Below are 17,670 nucleotides of genomic sequence, written 5' to 3'. Positions count from 1 at the left end.
TATTCATGCAACAGAACAACATCGCGGCGACGTCGAAGGACAAGAACGGGGGCGCGAGCAAGAAGAAGCCGCCGTCCCGGAGGCGCGGCGCCGACGGCCTGAACCTCGACGTGCGGGAGATGCAGCTCCAGGCGATCCTGGAGGTGCTCAAGGCCGTGAAGGCGGGGAATTTCTCCGCGCGCGTCGGCATCGGCGAGGTGCCCGGGACGATCGGTCAGATCGCCGATGAGGTGAACGACGTCGTCCAGCAGCTCCAGACCGTCGGCTCGGAGATCACGCGCGTCGCGCGCGAGGTAGGCACCGAGGGCAAGCTCGGCGCGCAGGCCGAGGTGCAGGGCGTCAGCGGGACGTGGAAGGACCTCACGGACAACGTGAACGTCCTCGCGGGCAACCTGACCAACCAGGTGCGCAACATCGCGGTGGTGACGACGGCGGTCGCGAACGGCGACCTGTCGAAGCAGATCACGGTCGAGGCGAAGGGGGAGATCCTCGAGCTGAAGAACACCATCAACAAGATGGTGGAGCAGCTGCGCGCGTTCGCGTCGGAGGTGACGCGCGTCGCGCGCGAGGTAGGCACGGAGGGCAAGCTCGGCGCGCAGGCCGAGGTGCGGGGCGTCAGCGGGACGTGGAAGGACCTCACGGACAACGTGAACGTCCTCGCGGGCAACCTGACCAACCAGGTGCGCAACATCGCGGTGGTGACGACGGCGGTCGCGAACGGCGACCTGTCGAAGCAGATCACGGTCGAGGCGAAGGGGGAGATCCTCGAGCTGAAGAACACCATCAACAAGATGGTGGAGCAGCTGCGCGCGTTCGCGTCGGAGGTGACGCGCGTCGCGCGCGAGGTAGGCACGGAGGGCAAGCTCGGCGCGCAGGCCGAGGTGCGGGGCGTCAGCGGGACGTGGAAGGACCTCACGGACAACGTGAACGTCCTCGCGGGCAACCTGACCAACCAGGTGCGCAACATCGCGGTGGTGACGACGGCGGTCGCGAACGGCGACCTGTCGAAGCAGATCACGGTCGAGGCGAAGGGGGAGATCCTCGAGCTGAAGAACACCATCAACAAGATGGTGGAGCAGCTCCGGACGTTCGCCGCGGAGGTGACGCGCGTCGCGCGCGAGGTAGGCACGGACGGCAAGCTCGGCGGTCAAGCCCAGGTGCCCGGCGTCGCCGGCACGTGGAAGGACCTCACGGACAACGTGAACCAGCTCGCCGGCAACCTGACCAACCAGGTGCGCAACATCGCCCTGGTCACGACGGCCGTCGCGAAGGGCGATCTCTCGCAGAAGATCACCGCCGAGGCCCGGGGCGAGATCCTCGAGCTGAAGGACACCATCAACAAGATGGTGGAGCAGCTGCGCGCGTTCGCGTCGGAGGTGACGCGCGTCGCGCGCGAGGTAGGCACGGAGGGCAAGCTCGGCGCGCAGGCCGAGGTGCGGGGCGTCAGCGGGACGTGGAAGGACCTCACGGACAACGTGAATGTCCTCGCCGGCAACCTGACCAACCAGGTGCGCAACATCGCCCTCGTCACGAAGGCGGTCGCGAGCGGCGACCTGTCCCAGAAGATCGCGGTCGAGGCGAAGGGCGAGATCCTCGAGCTGAAGGACACCATCAACAAGATGGTCGATCAGCTGCGCGCGTTCGCCGCGGAGGTGACGCGCGTCGCGCGCGAGGTAGGCACGGACGGCAAGCTCGGCGGTCAAGCCCAGGTGCCCGGCGTCGCCGGCACGTGGAAGGACCTCACGGACAACGTGAACCAGCTCGCCGGCAACCTGACCAACCAGGTGCGCAACATCGCCTTGGTCACGAAGGCGGTCGCGAGCGGCGACCTGTCGCAGAAGATCACGGTCGAGGCGAAGGGCGAGATCCTCGAGCTGAAGGACACCATCAACAAGATGGTCGATCAGCTGCGCGCGTTCGCCGCGGAGGTGACGCGCGTCGCGCGCGAGGTAGGCACGGAGGGCAAGCTCGGCGGCCAGGCGCAGGTGCCCGGGGTGTCCGGGACCTGGAAGGACCTGACGGAGAACGTCAACGTCATGGCCTCGAACCTCACCTCCCAGGTGCGCGGCATCGCCAAGGTCGTGACCGCGGTCGCGAACGGCGATCTCCGCCAGAAGCTGGCCCTGGAGGCCAAGGGCGAGATCGCGTCGCTCGCGGACACGATCAACGACATGACCTACACGCTCCGCGTGTTCGCCGAGCAGGTGACCACGGTGGCGCGCGAGGTAGGCATCGAGGGCAAGCTCGGCGGCCAGGCCAAGGTGCCCGGCGCGGCGGGCACGTGGCGGGACCTCACCGACAACGTGAACCAGCTCGCCGGCAACCTCACCACGCAGGTGCGCGCCATCGCCGAGGTCGCGACCGCCGTGACCAAGGGCGACCTGACGCGGGCCATCTCCGTCGAGGCGCAGGGCGAGGTCCTTCAGCTGAAGGACAACATCAACCAGATGATCTCGAACCTGCGAGACACGACGCGCGCCAACCAGGAGCAGGACTGGCTGAAGACGAACCTGGCGCGCTTCTCCGGGATGATGGCCGGGCAGCGGACGATCGAGGCGCTCTCTCGCCTCATCATGTCCGAGGTCACGCCGCTCGTCTCGGCGCAGCACGGGGCGTTCTACGTGCTGGAGTCGGAGGACAAGCACCCGACGCTCAAGCTCACGTCGAGCTACGCGTTCCAGAAGAGGAAGGGCATCTCGAACCGGTTCGCGCTGGGCGAGGGGCTCGTCGGGCAGTGCGGCCTCGAGAAGAAGAGCATCGTCGTCACCGACCTGCCGGACGACTACATCCGGGTGAGCTCGGGCCTCGGCGACGCGCCCCCGCGCAACATCTGCGTCCTGCCGGTGCTCTTCGAGGGCGGCCTCAAGGCGGTGATCGAGCTGGCGAGCTTCCAGAACTTCACGCCCATCCACCTGACGTTCCTCGAGCAGCTCACGCAGTCGATCGGCGTCGTGTTCAACATGATCGGCGCCAGCATGAGGACGGAGGAGCTGCTCCAGGAGCTCCAGAGGTCCAACACCGAGCTCGGCTCGCGCTCGCAGGAGCTGGAGGAGAAGGCGTCGGAGCTCGAGATCAAGAACCGCGAGATCGCGCGCGCCAGCGCCTCCCTGGAGGAGAAAGCCAGGGAGCTGTCGCGCACCTCGAAGTACAAGTCCGAGTTCCTCGCGAACATGTCGCACGAGCTGCGCACGCCGCTGAACAGCCTGCTCATCCTCGCCAGGATCCTCGCGGACAACGAGGAGCACACGCTCACGCCGAAGCAGGTCGAGTACGCGAAGACGATCGCCGCCGCCGGGCAGGACCTCCTGCAGCTCATCAACGAGATCCTCGACCTGTCCAAGATCGAGGCCGGCAAGATCGACGTGAAGACCCAGCGGGTCGCGCTGGCCGAGCTCTCGGAGTACGTCGAGCGCAGCTTCCGGCAGATCGCCGAGCAGAAGGAGCTCGAGTTCTGGGTCCGGGTCGCCACCGGCGTCCCGGCCACCATCATGACGGATCTGCAGCGGCTCCAGCAGATCCTGAAGAACCTCCTGTCGAACGCGTTCAAGTTCACGTCGTCCGGCCGGATCTCGCTCGAGATCGAGGTCGCCAGCCGGGGGATCCCGTTCAAGCGGGACACGCTCGTCAAGGCGAAGACCGTCCTCGCGTTCGCCGTCACCGACACGGGCATCGGCATCCCGCCGGAGAAGCAGACGCTCATCTTCGACGCGTTCCAGCAGGCCGACGCCTCGACCAGCCGCACCTACGGCGGCACGGGCCTCGGCCTGACCATCAGCCGGGAGCTCGCCAGCCTGCTCGGCGGCGAGATCTCCCTGCACAGCACGCCGGGGCTCGGCAGCAAGTTCACGCTGTACCTGCCGGCGGAGCGGCCGGAGCAGAAGGCCACGAAGCCCTCGCGCGCCGAGCTGCCCGAGCCGGTGGCGCCGCTGCTCACGAACGGCTCGTCCTCGGTCGCGCTCTCGGGGCGGAGCGTGCTCGTCATCGACGATGACGCGCGCAACGTCTTCGCCATCACGAGCCTGCTCGAGCGGCGGGGCGCGCAGGTGCTCCTGGCCGAGAACGCCAGGCACGGCATCGAGATCCTCCGCGAGGGCGACTCGACCGTCGATATCGTCCTCATGGACATCATGATGCCCGAGCTCGACGGCTACGAGGCCACCCGCGAGATCCGCAGCGACCCCCGCTTCAGCGAGCTGCCGATCATCGCGGTCACGGCCAAGGCGATGCCGGAAGATCGGCAGAAGTGCCTGGACGCCGGCCTGAACGATTTCGTGGCCAAGCCGGTGGACGACGCGCGCCTCATCTCGGTCATGCTGCACTGGCTGCGACCCGACTGAGCGACGGAGCCCCACCGTGTCCTCCGCTCCCGCGACGACCAGCATCCTGCTGGTGGACGACCAGCCAGAGAACCTGGCGGCCCTCAAGGCGATCCTGGCCGACGAGAGCTACCGCCTGGTCACCGCGGCGAGCGGGAAGGACGCGCTCCTCAGGATCCTGTCCGAGGATTTCGCGGTCCTCCTGCTCGACGTCCGGCTCCCCGACATCGACGGGTTCGAGGTCGCCTCGCTGGTGAAGCAGCGGGAGCGGTCGCGCCACACGCCGATCATCTTCCTCACCGCGGCGAGCGACGATCTCTCGGCCATCTACAGGGCGTACGCGGTGGGCGGGGTCGACTACCTGCTGAAGCCGCTCGAGCCGGAGGTCGTCCAGGCGAAGGTCGCCGTGTTCGTCGAGCTCCACCGGCGGGGCGAGCAGATCAAGGAGCAGGCGGAGCTCCTGCGCATGGCCGAGCAGCGGCGGCGCGACGCGGAGGTCGAGGAGCTCCGGCGCGCCGCGCAGGCGAGGTACCAGAACCTGGCGGACGCCATCCCGCAGTGCGTCTTCACGGCGAAGCTCGACGGCGCCGTCGACTACGTGAGCTCGCGCTGGCTGGAGTACACGGGGCTCGCGTTCGAGGCGCTCCGCGGCTGGGGCTGGCAGGCCGCGGTGCACCCGAACGACCTGAACCAGTTCGTCGGCAAGTGGCGTCGCTGCCTCGAGGCGGGCGAGCCCTTTCAGGGCGAGTGTCGCCTCCGGTCCGTTCACGGGGCGTACCGGTGGCACCTCTGCCAGGCGGTCCCGGAGCGGGACGTCTGGAAGCGGGTGGTCGGCTGGCTCGGCAGCTTCACCGACATCGACGACAGCAAGCGCCACGAGCAGGAGCGCATCCACCTCCTGACCCGCGAGCGGGCGGCCCGCGCGGAGGCCGAGGCCGCGGTGCGCCGCTCGGAGCTCCTCGCCGAGGCGTCGAGCTCGTTCTCCGCGTCGCTCGACGAGGACAGCGTCGCGAGGGCCCTGGTCCGCCTCGTCGCGGAGCGCATCTGCACCTGGTGCGTGCTCGACCTGCGGCGGGACGGCGGCGCGTGCAGGCTCGCCGCGGCGCACCGGGACCGCGAGGCGGCGCCGTTCGCGGAGCGGCTCGTCCCGCGGGAGCTCGCCCTGACCGGCGACGGCATCGGCGCGGTGATGACGACCGGGCGCCCCGATCTGCGCGTCGAGTGTGCGCCGCGCGACGTCGTCCAGGCGCTCGACGCCGACGATCCGGGCCTTGTCCACGAGATCGGCGCGAGCAGCTACCTGTGCGTGCCGCTCGTCACGCGCGGCAACGTGCTCGGCGCGCTCAGCATGGTCTGGGTGGAGCCGGGCGAGCGCTTCGATCCCCCTGATTTCGCGGTCGCCCTCGACATCGCGCAGCGCGCGGCGCTGTGCCTCGAGAACGCCCGCCTCCTGCGGATGACGCGGGAGGCCGTGCAGGTCCGCGAGGACTTCGTGTCGGTCGCCTCCCACGAGCTCAGGACGCCGCTCAGCGCGCTGGTCTTGCAGGTCCAGGGCCTCGCCCGCGCCGTCGGCCGCGCCGACGGCGGGCTGCCGGCCGATCAGGTGCTCGCGAAGCTGTCCCAGGCAGAGGGGCAGATCGACCGGCTCACGCGGCTCATCGACACGCTGCTCGACGTGACGCGCATCAACAGCGGTCAGCTCGAGCTCAGCCTCGAGGACGTGGACCTGTGCGACGTGGCGCGCGAGGTGGTCGCGCGCCTCGAGGCCGAGATCGCGCGGGCGAGCTGCTCGCTCCAGCTCGATCTGCCGGAGAGGGCGGTCGGCCGGTGGGACCGCCTGCGGATCGACCAGGTGATCACCAACCTGCTCACGAACGCCCTCAAGTACGGGCGCGGCAAGCCGATCCAGCTGCGGGTCTCGGTCGACGGGAAGTCCGCGGTGCTCCAGGTGATGGATCAGGGCATCGGGATCGCCCAGGAGTACATCGGCCGGATCTTCGGGCGCTTCGAGCGGGCGGCGCCGGCAAGCTCGTACGGCGGGCTGGGCGTCGGGCTGTACATCGTGGACCAGATCCTGCGGGCCCACGGCGGGACGATCCAGGTCGAGAGCACGCCGGGCATGGGGGCGAGGTTCCAGGTGGCGTTGCCGCTCCCACCCCGCGCGGCTGGATCATCGGGGCCGCTGGGCGAGCGCCCTGGATCATCGTTGACCGGACCTGCCGGCTGAGCAGCCCTCTGCCCGGGTTCGGCCGGCGTTCTGCCGGCGTTCTTGCCTGGACACCGCCGCATTGCGCCACGGTTGCAACCGGTGATTTCACTCGTGAAAGGCGCCCCACCGCCATCCCCGTAAAAACGGCGATGCGCGGATCGTGGCACCGTTGGCCTGCATCGTGCAACGACTCCGTGACAGAGCGCCCGGTGCGACACCCGGGGCATCCCTCGCCAGATCACCACGGAGACACGGAGGCACGGAGCGAACCCAGACCCGTGCCTTCGTGCCTCCGTGGTGCGTGCGTCCGTCGTGAGAGGCGGAAGGCGAGTGGGTCTCCCGGGTGGACATGTTCACGTCCGGACGGGCGCTCCAGGGCTCGTGATCTTCGCGCGGCGACGCTGCGTAAAAGATCAAAACAGTTTATAGGTGATGAGTCCTCCGCTGCATGACGTGATCGGTCCACCACCTCATCGGTAGTTCAAGTGAAACTTTCAATCAGCCTAGTTGGCCCCTCGATCAGCGCGTTCGGCAGCACGGGTCCGGCCCTGGTCACGTCGCCCTCGAGGGCAGAGGCGGTGCGCTCGGCCGGCACCCGCCGGCGGACCTCCGCGGGCTCTGCCCGGAGCTCGTCCCGGGGCACCACGCCGCGGAAGCGCGCCGCTGCCCGGACGGAAGAGCGCGGGGCGCAGGCGCTCCGTCGCCCCCGCTGACGCGGGCGGCGCGGCGGCGGACGCCGTTCAGGGCACGTCGACCAGCGCGCGTTGACGTTCGAAGGACGCCGGGAGCTCCGGCGTCGCGACCGCGCCGGCGAGGGTTGATTCAGGCTCCGTGAGGCCACGGGGGCACAGAGGACGCAGAGGAGAGAAAAGAGCCTCTGCGTCCTCTGTGCTTCTGTGGCTCCGGTGCGGCGGGGCGGCGTGGAGCGTTGCGTGGGGCGTTGACCGCGCCCTCACCTCGCCTCGGCGTCGAGCAGCGGGCCGAGGTCCTGACCTCTCATGAGCCGCTCCACCACCTTGACGAGGAGCTTCGGCGTGCAGCCGAAGCACGGGGTCCCGAGGGCGGCGAGCTTCTGCGCCATCTCGTGGTCGTACGACGGCTTGCCGCTGTCCGACAGCGCGAGCAGGCAGATCGACTTCACCTTGCTGTCGGCGAGCTGGCGCATGCGGGCGACGAGCTCCTCGGCGTTGCCGCCCTCGAACAGGTCCGTGATCAGGATGAGCAGCGTCTTCTCGGGGCGCTCGATGAAGTTCGCCTGGGCGTAGGCCACGGCGCGGTTGATGTCGGTGCCGCCGCCGAGCTGCGCCGTGAACAGCACGTCGACCGGGTCGACGAGCATCGGTGTCACGTCGACGACCTCGGTGTCGAAGAAGAGGAGCCGAGTGCGGAGGACGTCGAGCGACGCGAAGATCGCGGCCATGATGGAGCTGTAGACGACGCTCTCGCCCATGGAGCCCGACTGGTCGACGAGGATGGCGACGTCCCACTCGTGCCTCCGCGTCTGGTTCGCCCAGAAATAGAGCTTGTCCGGGACGAGGCGGCGCCGCTCCGCGTCCCACCCCCTCAGGTTCCTGCGGATGGTGCGCTTCCAGTCGAGGTTCCTGAGGACGCGCAGCGGGCTCGTCGTGTTGCGCCGCAGGGCGCCGAGGACGGCGGTGCGGACCTCGGACTCGAGCGCGCGCCGCACCTCCTCGACGACCTCGCGCACGATCTGCCGGGCGGTCTCCCGGGCGGCGTCGGGGATGAGGCCCCGCGCGCTCATGAGCGTGGCGACGAGCTCGACGTTCTTCTCGAGGAACGGCAGCGTCTCTGGCTCGAAGAGGAGCTGAGTCAGCCCCTTCTTCTCGATGGCGTCCTTCTGGACGAGGGCGACGATATCGTGGCTGAAGAACTCGCGCACCGCCGCGAGCCACTCGGGGACGTACGGCCGTGAGCCGCCGAGGTTGCCCGCGCGCTCGTCGTAGATGAACGAGAGCGCCCGGTCGAGGTCGCCGAGCCGCCGCGGGTCGACGTGGACCGCGGGCGCCGCGCCGCCGAGCCCGCCGAGGGAGAGGCGCGGGTCGACCCGCTCGGCCTCGGGGCCGAGCGCGAGCCGCCAGCGCAGGAGCGCGTCGCGGTCGCCGTCGGTGAGGTCGTCCTGCGCGCCGGCTGGGCCGGCGGGGGAGGCGGGCGGCGGGGGCTTGCGGGGGGTGCGGGCGGGCATGGCGATGGAGTGTCGGGGAGATGGGGGGGCACCGTCCAGAGGGGTCGCCGATCGGCTGTCCGGGCGCCGGCGCCCCCGGCCGGCGCGGGGCGCCGGCGCTGCCCCGACCGCCGCGCCGCCGCAAAATGGCGCCCGGCGCGGCGGCCGCGGCGAGCCTGGGCGTCCGGCGATCGTCCGCTACACTCCGCTGCGATCCTGGAGCGTCGGTGGTCGCCGGTCGACGCGTTCTTTTCGTGCTCGCGTCATGGCGGATCGCCCCTGCGCGCCGAGGAACATTGCCGGCGTGGCCGGAGTTGACAGGTCGCCGCGCTCGTGGAGCTGGGAGCTTTGAAGGCATGAGCAATGGACTTTTCATCGCATTCGAGGGCACGGACGCCTCGGGGAAGACGACCCTCACCTATGCCTTGAAGAAGGCCTTCGAGGAGGCCGGCCGGACGGTGACCCTGGTAGGGCACTCCGAGTTCCTGCGCTCCGGGTTCGACACCGAGACCTACCTCGGCCGCAAGCTCCAGGCGCTCGACCCGGTCGTCTGGGGAGGCAGTCGGCCCCACGACCCGATCGACCAGGTGCCCGTGGACTGCTGGATCTACCTCCTCGGGACCTGGTACACGCTCCTCTCCCTCCATCTCATCGAGCCGCAGCGCCGGGCGGGGCACGTGATCATCGCGGACTCGTGGGTTTACAAGCAGATCGTGCACCACAACCTCGCGGGGACGCTCGACGAGGCGTACGTGCTGCGCCACTTCGCGCTGGCGGCGAAGCCCGACCTCACCTTCTTCCTGCGCGTGAGCCCCGAGGTGACATGGCAGCGGCGCGACGATCACCTCCCGCGCGATTACGGGGTCTTCAGCGGATCGAAGGAGCTCTCGCGCGAGGCGTACCTGGGCCATCAGCGGCGCCTCGGCGCCAGGTTCCAGCCCTACGCGGAGCGGAACGGGTGGGTGACGCTCGACGGCGAGAAGGACCCGGATGAGCTCAGGGACGAGGCGCTGAGCCACGTGAGGCGGCAGCGATGAATCGGTCGCGCCGGCGAGGCAGGCGGCAGAATCCTGCTCTCCGGCGTGGACACCCTCCAGGGCGAGCTACCGGCCGAGCTCGCCGAGACGGCCCGCGCGCCGGTCTGGTACCCTGCGGATCTTCAAGTGAGGAGATCTGCCCAGATGACCCCTGAGACCGTCGATGTCCTCGATCCCGACCTGTATCTCGCGGGCGCGCCGCACGATCGCTTCGAGGTCCTCCGGCGGGAGGCCCCCGTCTACTGGCACCCCGAGCCGGCGGGCAGGGGGTTCTGGGCGATCACGCGGCACGCCGACGTCGCCCGCATCTCGCGCGATCCGGCCGAGTTCTGCTCGGGTCGCGGCCTCTTCATCGAGGACTTCCAGCCAGGGGACATGCGCGACAACCCCGATATCATGATCATGATGGACCCGCCCCGGCACGGGCGCTTCCGGGCGCTGGTCAGCAAGGGGTTCACGCCGCGGGTCATCCAGCGCCTCGAGGGGCACGTGCGGGAGCTCGTGACGCGGCTCATCGACGAGGCCTGCGCGCGCGGCGGGTGCGACTTCGCGAGCGACATCGCGGGCCAGCTGCCCCTGGCGGTGATCCTCGAGGTGATCGGCGTCCCGCGCGAGGATCAGGAGCAGATGCTCGACTGGACGACGCGGTTCTTCGGGGCCAGCGACCCCGACTACGGCGTCACGCCCGAGGAGCTGAACAAGATCCTCAACAACATGAACGCCTACGCGCACAAGCTCGCCGAGGAGCGGCGGCTGGCGCCCAAGGACGACATGCTGAGCCTGCTCATGGCCGCCGAGGTGGACGGCGAGAAGCTCTCGTACACGGAGTTCGGCGGCTTCTTCAACCTGCTGCTGACGGCCGGCCATGACACGACGAAGAACCTCATCTCCAACGGGATGCTCGCGCTGATCGAGCACCCCGACCAGCGCCGGCGCCTGCTCGCGGATCCCTCGCTCCTCCCGACCGCCATCGAGGAGATGTTGCGCTTCACGCCGCCGGTCTATTATTTCCGGCGCTCGGCGGTGCGCGACACCGAGGTTGGCGGGCAGCGGATCGCGGCCGGGGACAAGGTGGTCCTCTGGTATGTCTCGGCCAACCGCGATGAGGCGGTCTTCAGGGATCCACATCGATTCGATGTCGGACGGACGCCCAACGAGCATCTCTCCTTCGGCATTGGCCCCCACGTGTGCCTGGGCCTCGCGCTCGCGCGCATGGAGGCGCGGGTCGCCTTCGAGGAGCTCCTGCGCCGGCTCCCTGATCTCGAGCTCACCGCGCCGGCCGTGCGGCTCCGCTCGAACTGGGTGAGCGGCGTGAAATCGATGCCGGTCCGGTGCGTTAGCCCTGCGAGGTAGCGCGCCCTCCAGGCGGGCGACGTTGCACCCGGCGCCGATCCGCATCAATCGCTGGAGGATGGAATGGCCCACGCCACGGATCCCGAGCTGGCTCCGCCTCCCGCGGCCCGCACGCCTGAGCGCGCTCCTCGGGGCTGCCACGCTGCTCCTCACGACCGTGGCCATCGTGGTCGCCGGCGCGCTGATGGTCGCGTCGACGACCATGCAGCAGGCCACCCGGATCCTCGGCGACACGATCGAGAGCGTCCGGCTCGTGGAGAGGCTGGAGGTCGACCTCCTGCTCGACGCGCAGCAGAGCGGCCGCACGGTCGGCTCCGGCCGCGGGGAGCTGGCCCCCTCGCTCGCGGCGTGGGAGCAGGGCCTGAGGCGAGGCCTCACGGCGGCTCGCCACCACGTGAGCAGCCCGGAGGAGGGCAGGATCCTGGAGGACGCCGAGCAGCGCGTGGAGGAATACCTCTCGCGGCGTCTATCCGCCGATGCCGGCGCGCTCGCGCCGGCACCCAGCGCGCCCGGCGCGCCCGACCCCAGCCTCGACGCGGCGTTCAGGGCGCTCGATCGCCTGGTCGAGATCAACCTCGATCAGGCCCGCGCCTCGGAGGCGCTCGTCGCGCACCTGACCCGGCGCACGAGCGGCATCGGCGTCGCGGCGACGGTGTTCTTCCTCGCCGGCGCGTCCACGGTCCTCCTCAGCGCGCGGCGGCTCATCCACCGCCCCATCGTCGCGATCCAGGAGGCCATCGGGCGCTACGGCGCGGGCGACCGCGCCGCGCGCGTGCCGCTGACCGGGCCGCGCGAGCTCGGCGAGATCGCGCTCGCCTTCAACGAGATGGCTGAGTCGCTGGAGCGCCAGCGCGAGGCGCAGTTCGCGTTCCTCGGCGGTGTGGCCCACGATCTCCGGAACCCGCTCTCCGCGCTCCGGCTCTCCATGCACGTCCTCGACCCCGGCGACCTGCCGCCGGCGTCGCAGATACGCCGGACGATGGCCATCGTCCGGCGGCAGCTCGACCGCCTCGAGCGCATGGTCGGGGACCTCCTCGACGCGTCGCAGATCGAGGCGTGCAAGCTCGATCTCCGGGTGGAGGAGCGCGATCTGCGCGAGCTCGCGCGCGAGGCGGTGGAGCTCTATCGCCCGGTCTCGCCGGAGCACACGATCGCGCTCTCGCTCCCCGAGGCGCCGGCGCTCGTCCGCTGCGACGCGACCCGGATCGAGCAGGTCTTGAACAACCTCCTGTCGAACGCGCTCAAGTACTCCCCCGCCGGAGGGCAGGTCGACGTGGAGGTCCGCGCCGGCAGCGATGGAGTCGAGATCGCCATTCGTGACCAGGGGGTCGGGATCGAGCCCGCGGACATGGCGCACCTCTTCGAGCCGTTCCGGCGCCTCAAGTCCACGTCCGGATCCATCCCAGGCACGGGGCTCGGCCTCGCCGTGGCGAAGCGCATCGTCGAGGCGCACGCCGGCCGGCTCCTCGTCGAGAGCCGTCCGGGGTCCGGCTCGGTCTTCCGGGTCGAGCTGCCGCGCGCGTCCTGACCCGGGGCGCCGCCTCCGCCGGGGGCCCGGCGAAGCTCGTTCGCGAGCGAGCCACCCTGGCCCGCGTCAAGGGACCAGGCCGAAGGCTCGCGCTGCGTCTCTCACGGAGGAGTCGGCGGGGATCCGCAGGCCGGAGCGCGCCGCGCGCAGGAACTCCGCGAGCGACGTGAGCGCCTGGAGGTCGCGGGGCGCCAGCCTGCTCGCCGTGGCGTAGAGCTGCTGGCGAGCAGAGTCGACGGCGCGAGAGCTCTGCAGCTCAGCGCCCCGCGCGCTCGGACCGGAGTGCTCGAGCGGAACGGGCGTCAGGCCGCGGTCGTGGAACCACTGGAGGATGGTGGCCCGGATCTGCTCGATCCGGAAGACGCGCCAGCGATGGAGCTGCTCCGGCCGCTCCGAGAGCGCGGCCTTGAACCGCCGAAACGTCCCTTGCCCCTGCATGCAGTGCAGGAGCGCCAGCCGGAGCTCCAGGTCGTCCACCGTCGGAATGAACGCCTCCAGCCATCGGTACTGGTCCCGCGCGGCGATGGGCTCGATGAGCACGCAGCCCGGATCCTCCTCGACGCGCGCGCGCGTGGCGGGGTCGACGAGGCCGTCGTTCAGCCGGAGGACGGCGCCTGTGTCGAGGTGGATGAAATGTCGGACGCCTCGCGCGATGTTGTCGAAAGCGTTCGCGAGCGCGATCCAGTCGACAGGGACTCTCCGGCCCGCAACAGCAGCAGACTTCGTCGTGGTGGGGCTCATGATCGCGCCCGACCCGCAAGCAGGGCTCATGCCACCACCGCGGCTCGCGCGCGCCGGTAGTGCTGTCATTTGAACATGAAGGCGGTAAGGCGGGAAGAAAATCTCAATGATCTTCCCGCCTTACCGCCTTCATGTGAACCCTCTCTGGGCAAATGACAGCACCACCCGCGCGCCCGCGAGCCGCTGCTTGCCGCGGGGCGCCGCGGGTGTCGCGTTGTGCAACAGGCCAGTCCACGAGCGGAGTCGCCGCCGCAAAGCGGCTTTGATAACCCACCTCCGGCGCGAGGCCGGAAGGGTCACGGCTTCGGGTCGCTCGAGCGTCCCGCGCGCAGGCCGTACCGCTCCAGCTTCCGGTACAGGGTGGCTCGATCGAACCCCAGGATGTGGGCTGCCTGGCTCTTGTTTCCGCCGACCACCTCCAGGACGCGCAGGATGTAGCGCCGCTCGACCTCCTCCATGGGGACGAGCTCGGTCGGGTCGTCGCTCGAGACAAGCACGTGGGAGCGCCGGTACGTCCGGACCTTCTCGGGCAGATCGTCGACCGTGATCTGGTCGAACCGCGCGAGCGCGACCGCCCGCTCGATGCAGTTCTGGAGCTCGCGGACGTTGCCGGGCCACGCATAGGCCACGAGCTTCTCGGCCGCTGGCGCCGAGAGGCCCTTGATCGGCCGCTCCTTGACGGTCGCGAAGCGCTCGAGGAAGCGCTGCGCGAGCAGCAGCACGTCGGCGCCGCGGGAGCGGAGCGGCGGCAGATCGACGTGGACCACGTTGATCCGGTAATAGAGATCCTCGCGGAAGCGGCGCTCCTCGATCGCCGTCTCCAGGTCCCGGTTCGTCGCGGCGATGAGCCGGACGTCCACGGGGATCTCGTCGTCTGTGCCCACGGGCCGGACGGCGCGCTCCTGGAGGGCGCGCAGGAGCTTCGGCTGGAGCCCGACCGGCAGCTCGCCGATCTCGTCGAGGAACAGGGTGCCGCCGTGGGCTCGCGCGAACAGGCCGCTCCGCTGCCCTTTGGCGTCGGTGAAGGCGCCCCGCGCGTGCCCGAAGAGCTCGCTCTCGAGCAGGGCGTCCGGGACCGCCGCGCAGTTCACCGCGACGAACGCGCCGCCCCGCCGGCTGCGCTGGTGCACGGCGCGCGCGACGAGCTCCTTGCCGGTGCCGCTCTCGCCCGTGATGAGGATCGATGTGTCCGAGTCCGCGACCCGGTCGAGCAGGTCGAAGACGCCCCGCATCGCCGGGCTGCCGCCGAGGATCTGCTCGTACCGGTGGGCGTCGTCCACGGCGCGCCGCAGCCGGCGCACCTCCTCGCGGAGGGCGCGGTGGCGCAGGGCGCGCTCGACGGTCAGCCGGAGGGCGTCGAGCTCGAACGGCTTGGTGACGAAGTCGTAGGCGCCGGCGCGGATCGCCGACGTGGCGGTGTCGAGGCTCCCGAAGGCGGTGATGACGATGACCGGCAGATCGGGCCGGTTCTGGACGATGCGCTCGCAGAGCTCGAGGCCGCTCATGCCGCGCATGGTCATGTCGGTGACCACGACCTCGAAGTCCTCTGCGTCGAGGAGCTCGAGCGCCTCGGCGGCCGACGTGCGCCATGCCGTCCGGAAGCCCCGCTTCTTGAGCCCGGCGTCGAGGAGCTCGCAGACGCCCCGCTCGTCGTCGACGATGAGGACGCGCCCCGTCATGGCTTCTCCTGCGGCAGGTACATGGTGAACTGGCTCCCCGAGCCCGCCTGGCTGTCGACCTGGATCCAGCCGCCGTGCTCCTTGATGATGCCGTAAGCGACCGGCAGGCCGAGCCCTGTCCCCTCGCCGACGGGCTTGGTCGTGAAGAACGGCTCGAACACGTGCTCGAGGACGTCCGCCGACATGCCCTGTCCCTCGTCGCGCACGGACAGCGCGATGTAGTCGCCCTCGGCCCCTCCCTGGTCGGCGGGCGGGCTGGCGCGGCAGGGCCGGACGCCCACCGTGATCGTGCCGCCGGACGGCATGGCCTGGATGGCGTTGACCACCACGTTCGTGAGCGCCTGCTGGAGCTGGTCGGCGTCCGCGTGGACCATCAGATCCGGCGCGCCCCCTTCCTCGGCGATCGTGACGCCCTGCTTGTCCGCCAGCGGCTTCAGCATCGTGAACGTGCCGCGGATGACGCTGCTCAGCGCGGTCTCCTGCTTCTCGGCGCTGCGGCGCCGGGCGAAATCGAGCAGCTGGCGGATGATCTGGGTCATCCGCTGCGACTGCTCGAGGATGATCTGCCCGTTGCCCGGCACCTCGTCGCCCGAGACGTCCCCGTCGACGAGCATCCGCGCGCGCCCGGTGACGACCTGGAGGGGCGCGCCCAGCTCGTGCGCGATCCCGGACGCGAGCTTGCCGACGGTCGCGAGCCGCTCGGCGTGCCGGAGCTGCTGGAGGGCGGCGATCCGCGCCGCCGCCTCGGACTCGAGCTTCTGGTTGGCCGCGGCGAGGCGGTCGCACATGGCGTTCATCTCGCGTCCGAGCTCGCCGATCTCGTCCGCCTGGCGCAGCGACAGGCGCCCGGAGAGATCGCCGGCGCCGATGCGGCGCGCCTGATCGATCAACGTGCGCATGGGGCGTCCCACCAGCCAGACTCCGAGGCTCGTCGTAAGCAACCCACATACCAGCGTCAGGGCGCCGGTGGTGATCGCGGTGCTCAGGATCATGCTCCGGATGTACCGGCGCGCGCCCGCGAGCGACTCGGAGAGCTCCAGCGCGCCGGCGCGATCGCCGGGCACGGGCACTGGCACGCAGGTCACGAGGAGGTCCGCGTCCTCGTCGGGGATCCGGCGCACGACGACTCGCCCGCTGGCGGCGGGGAGGAGCAGCTCCGGGGCCAGCCGGGGTCGATGGGCCTCGGTCGTCTGTCCGTCGAGCCAGACCCAGCGGATGTTCACCTGCTGCTCCCGCTCGTTGGCGTCTGTCACCAGGCGCAGCGCCCGCGCCGAGCCCTCGGCGCGCCACACCTCCATGACGGCGGCCGCCAGCGCGCGGCCCATCGTGTGGTGATCGCGCTGGACGTCGTTCTCGAAGACGCTGGCCTCTCTGCGGATCTGGGTGTAGGCGCTCAGCGCGAGCACGAGGAAGACCCCGAACACGAGGGCGAGCGTCAGCTTGCGCGCGAGCTTCATGCCCGGCGTCGTAGCGCAGGTGGCGCGCGGCGCAGGCGGCGCGCGCCCAACCATCCGCCCGGCGCCGCCGCAAAATACGACATGCCGCATTTTGCGGCACCCGTGTGCGGCACCCGTGTCAGCCGTCCTGCCCGCGGCGGCGCGCGGGATCGCGGGGCGCCCGGCTGCTGTCCGATCGGGTGCTCGCTCGCGAAGGGGCAAGGGCGCTGCGCGCCGCGGGGAGGGACGCCGCTGGCGCGCCGATCAAGGACCGTTCTTGTCGGCGAAGCGGTACACGACGGTCCCGAGGGCGTGCACCTTCCGAGATGCGCTGTCGACGACGGTGACGCTCGTCCAGCAGATGCGCGCGTCGCGCGCGCGCACGACGGCGCGCGCGACGAGCCCGTCCCCGGGCAGCGGCCCGAGGACGTGCGCGTTCAGCGCGATGGTCGCGCCCGAGGCCCCCGGCAACGGCGGCACGACCGTCCACGGGCAGGTGGCGCCCGCGGCGTCGATGAGCGTCAGGACGGCCCCTTCGTGGATGGCCCCGTCGCCATCGAGGTTGGCCGCGGTGGCATCCAGCGCCATCTCCACCGCGCCGCGGCGCATGCTCACCAGGCGCAGCCGCCTCCGCGACAGGAACGGACTGGCCGCCATCGCCGCGCGGATCGCCTCCGCGTCGGCCGCCCCCGCGTCCTCCGAGGGCGCGGCGAAAGGCCCCTCTCCCTCGGAGGGAGGGATCGGAAGAGGGGAATCCGCTGATGCGCTGTCCGACCCGCCCTCGCTCACGGTCGACGAGGCGTGTGCGACCGGGTTCCCGTCCACGTCCTTGATGAGCGTCTCGAAGAAGCCCAGCTCGCGCACGCGGCGCACGGCGCGCGTCTCCACGGTCAGCGATTTGCGCGCCGCGCGCACGTAGCCCACGTGCAGCGCGGCGGTGCGGAGCGGCCCCTCGACGGCGCGAGGCGACGCGCGCGCGATGGCGAGCGCGGAGATCGACGCCAGCGACGCGACCGCGCCGCCGTGCACCAGCCCGAACATCGTGTTGCGCTCGTCGTAGGGCAGGGAGAGGCGCGACTGCGCTTCGTCGGCGGACTCGACCGCCACCCCGAGATCGGAAGGGTAGGAGCCGTCCTTGAACCAGGTGCTGACGTTCTCGGTCATGCCGCAGTCTCGCGGGGCTGGCCGG

The 17,670-nt window shown here is 70.6% G+C and carries 10 protein-coding genes; 5 read left to right on the top strand and 5 right to left on the bottom strand.

Annotation, left to right across the window (positions count from 1 at the left end; genetic code table 11):
• Nucleotides 1–5 precede the first annotated feature (5 nt).
• Both WME85_RS46240 and WME85_RS46235 read left to right on the top strand, forming a co-directional pair.
• Entirely contained in the window at nt 6–4,337 is a 4,332-nt protein-coding gene (locus WME85_RS46240; protein WP_437830938.1) for a HAMP domain-containing protein, read from the top strand.
• Nucleotides 4,338–4,353: 16 nt separating this feature from the next.
• A complete protein-coding gene (locus tag WME85_RS46235; RefSeq protein WP_437830935.1) occupies nt 4,354–6,543 on the top strand; it encodes an ATP-binding protein in 2,190 nt (729 codons plus the stop codon).
• A gap of 934 nt (nt 6,544–7,477) precedes the next feature.
• Here the strand turns inward: WME85_RS46235 and WME85_RS46230 are convergent.
• Complete coding sequence (locus tag WME85_RS46230) at nt 7,478–8,728, bottom strand: VWA domain-containing protein (RefSeq protein WP_437830933.1); 1,251 nt, start codon at nt 8,726–8,728, stop codon at nt 7,478–7,480.
• Nucleotides 8,729–9,063: 335 nt separating this feature from the next.
• Here WME85_RS46230 and WME85_RS46225 point away from each other — a divergent pair, with 335 nt between their 5' ends.
• From WME85_RS46225 to WME85_RS46215, 3 genes are all read left to right on the top strand, one after another.
• Nucleotides 9,064–9,744, top strand: coding sequence for a dTMP kinase (locus tag WME85_RS46225; protein ID WP_437830930.1), 681 nt, complete (start codon nt 9,064–9,066; stop codon nt 9,742–9,744).
• A gap of 144 nt (nt 9,745–9,888) precedes the next feature.
• On the top strand, nt 9,889–11,097 hold the full coding sequence (locus WME85_RS46220; RefSeq protein ID WP_437830928.1) for a cytochrome P450: 1,209 nt from the start codon (nt 9,889–9,891) through the stop codon (nt 11,095–11,097).
• A gap of 58 nt (nt 11,098–11,155) precedes the next feature.
• The gene (locus WME85_RS46215) at nt 11,156–12,625 is read left to right on the top strand and encodes an ATP-binding protein (protein WP_437830926.1); all 1,470 of its coding nucleotides are present in this window, start codon (nt 11,156–11,158) and stop codon (nt 12,623–12,625) included.
• A gap of 66 nt (nt 12,626–12,691) precedes the next feature.
• Here WME85_RS46215 and WME85_RS46210 read toward each other — a convergent pair whose 3' ends face one another.
• The 4 genes from WME85_RS46210 to WME85_RS46195 all read right to left on the bottom strand — a co-directional run bounded on the left by WME85_RS46210 (nt 12,692) and on the right by WME85_RS46195 (nt 17,645).
• Nucleotides 12,692–13,396: a UPF0158 family protein gene (locus tag WME85_RS46210; RefSeq protein ID WP_437830923.1), complete on the bottom strand. Its 705-nt coding sequence runs from the start codon at nt 13,394–13,396 to the stop codon at nt 12,692–12,694.
• Nucleotides 13,397–13,662: 266 nt separating this feature from the next.
• Nucleotides 13,663–15,045, bottom strand: coding sequence for a sigma-54-dependent transcriptional regulator (locus WME85_RS46205; RefSeq protein WP_437830921.1), 1,383 nt, complete (start codon nt 15,043–15,045; stop codon nt 13,663–13,665).
• The gene (locus WME85_RS46200) at nt 15,042–16,502 is read right to left on the bottom strand and encodes a sensor histidine kinase (protein ID WP_437830919.1); all 1,461 of its coding nucleotides are present in this window, start codon (nt 16,500–16,502) and stop codon (nt 15,042–15,044) included. Before WME85_RS46200 ends, WME85_RS46205 begins: the two co-directional genes overlap by 4 nt.
• Nucleotides 16,503–16,745: 243 nt before the next feature.
• Entirely contained in the window at nt 16,746–17,645 is a 900-nt protein-coding gene (locus WME85_RS46195) for a hotdog fold thioesterase (RefSeq protein WP_437830917.1), read from the bottom strand.
• Nucleotides 17,646–17,670: the final 25 nt, after the last annotated feature.

This window comes from Sorangium sp. So ce1153 (assembly GCF_051521595.1).
Taxonomy (GTDB): Bacteria; Myxococcota_A; Polyangia; order Polyangiales; family Polyangiaceae; genus Sorangium.
Note: the sequence above shows the minus strand (reverse complement) of the source record. Positions and strands in the feature narration are given on the sequence as shown.

What these genes read in the sequence shown, in the direction of transcription:
- WME85_RS46240 (WP_437830938.1), top strand. Translation starts at nt 6, where the DNA reads ATGCAACAGAACAACATCGCGGCGACGTCGAAGGACAAGAACGGGGGC.
- WME85_RS46230 (WP_437830933.1), bottom strand. Translation starts at nt 8,728, where the DNA reads ATGCCCGCCCGCACCCCCCGCAAGCCCCCGCCGCCCGCCTCCCCCGCC.
- WME85_RS46225 (WP_437830930.1), top strand. Translation starts at nt 9,064, where the DNA reads ATGAGCAATGGACTTTTCATCGCATTCGAGGGCACGGACGCCTCGGGG.
- WME85_RS46220 (WP_437830928.1), top strand. Translation starts at nt 9,889, where the DNA reads ATGACCCCTGAGACCGTCGATGTCCTCGATCCCGACCTGTATCTCGCG.
- WME85_RS46215 (WP_437830926.1), top strand. Translation starts at nt 11,156, where the DNA reads ATGGAATGGCCCACGCCACGGATCCCGAGCTGGCTCCGCCTCCCGCGG.
- WME85_RS46210 (WP_437830923.1), bottom strand. Translation starts at nt 13,396, where the DNA reads ATGAGCCCTGCTTGCGGGTCGGGCGCGATCATGAGCCCCACCACGACG.
- WME85_RS46205 (WP_437830921.1), bottom strand. Translation starts at nt 15,045, where the DNA reads ATGACGGGGCGCGTCCTCATCGTCGACGACGAGCGGGGCGTCTGCGAG.
- WME85_RS46200 (WP_437830919.1), bottom strand. Translation starts at nt 16,502, where the DNA reads ATGAAGCTCGCGCGCAAGCTGACGCTCGCCCTCGTGTTCGGGGTCTTC.
- WME85_RS46195 (WP_437830917.1), bottom strand. Translation starts at nt 17,645, where the DNA reads ATGACCGAGAACGTCAGCACCTGGTTCAAGGACGGCTCCTACCCTTCC.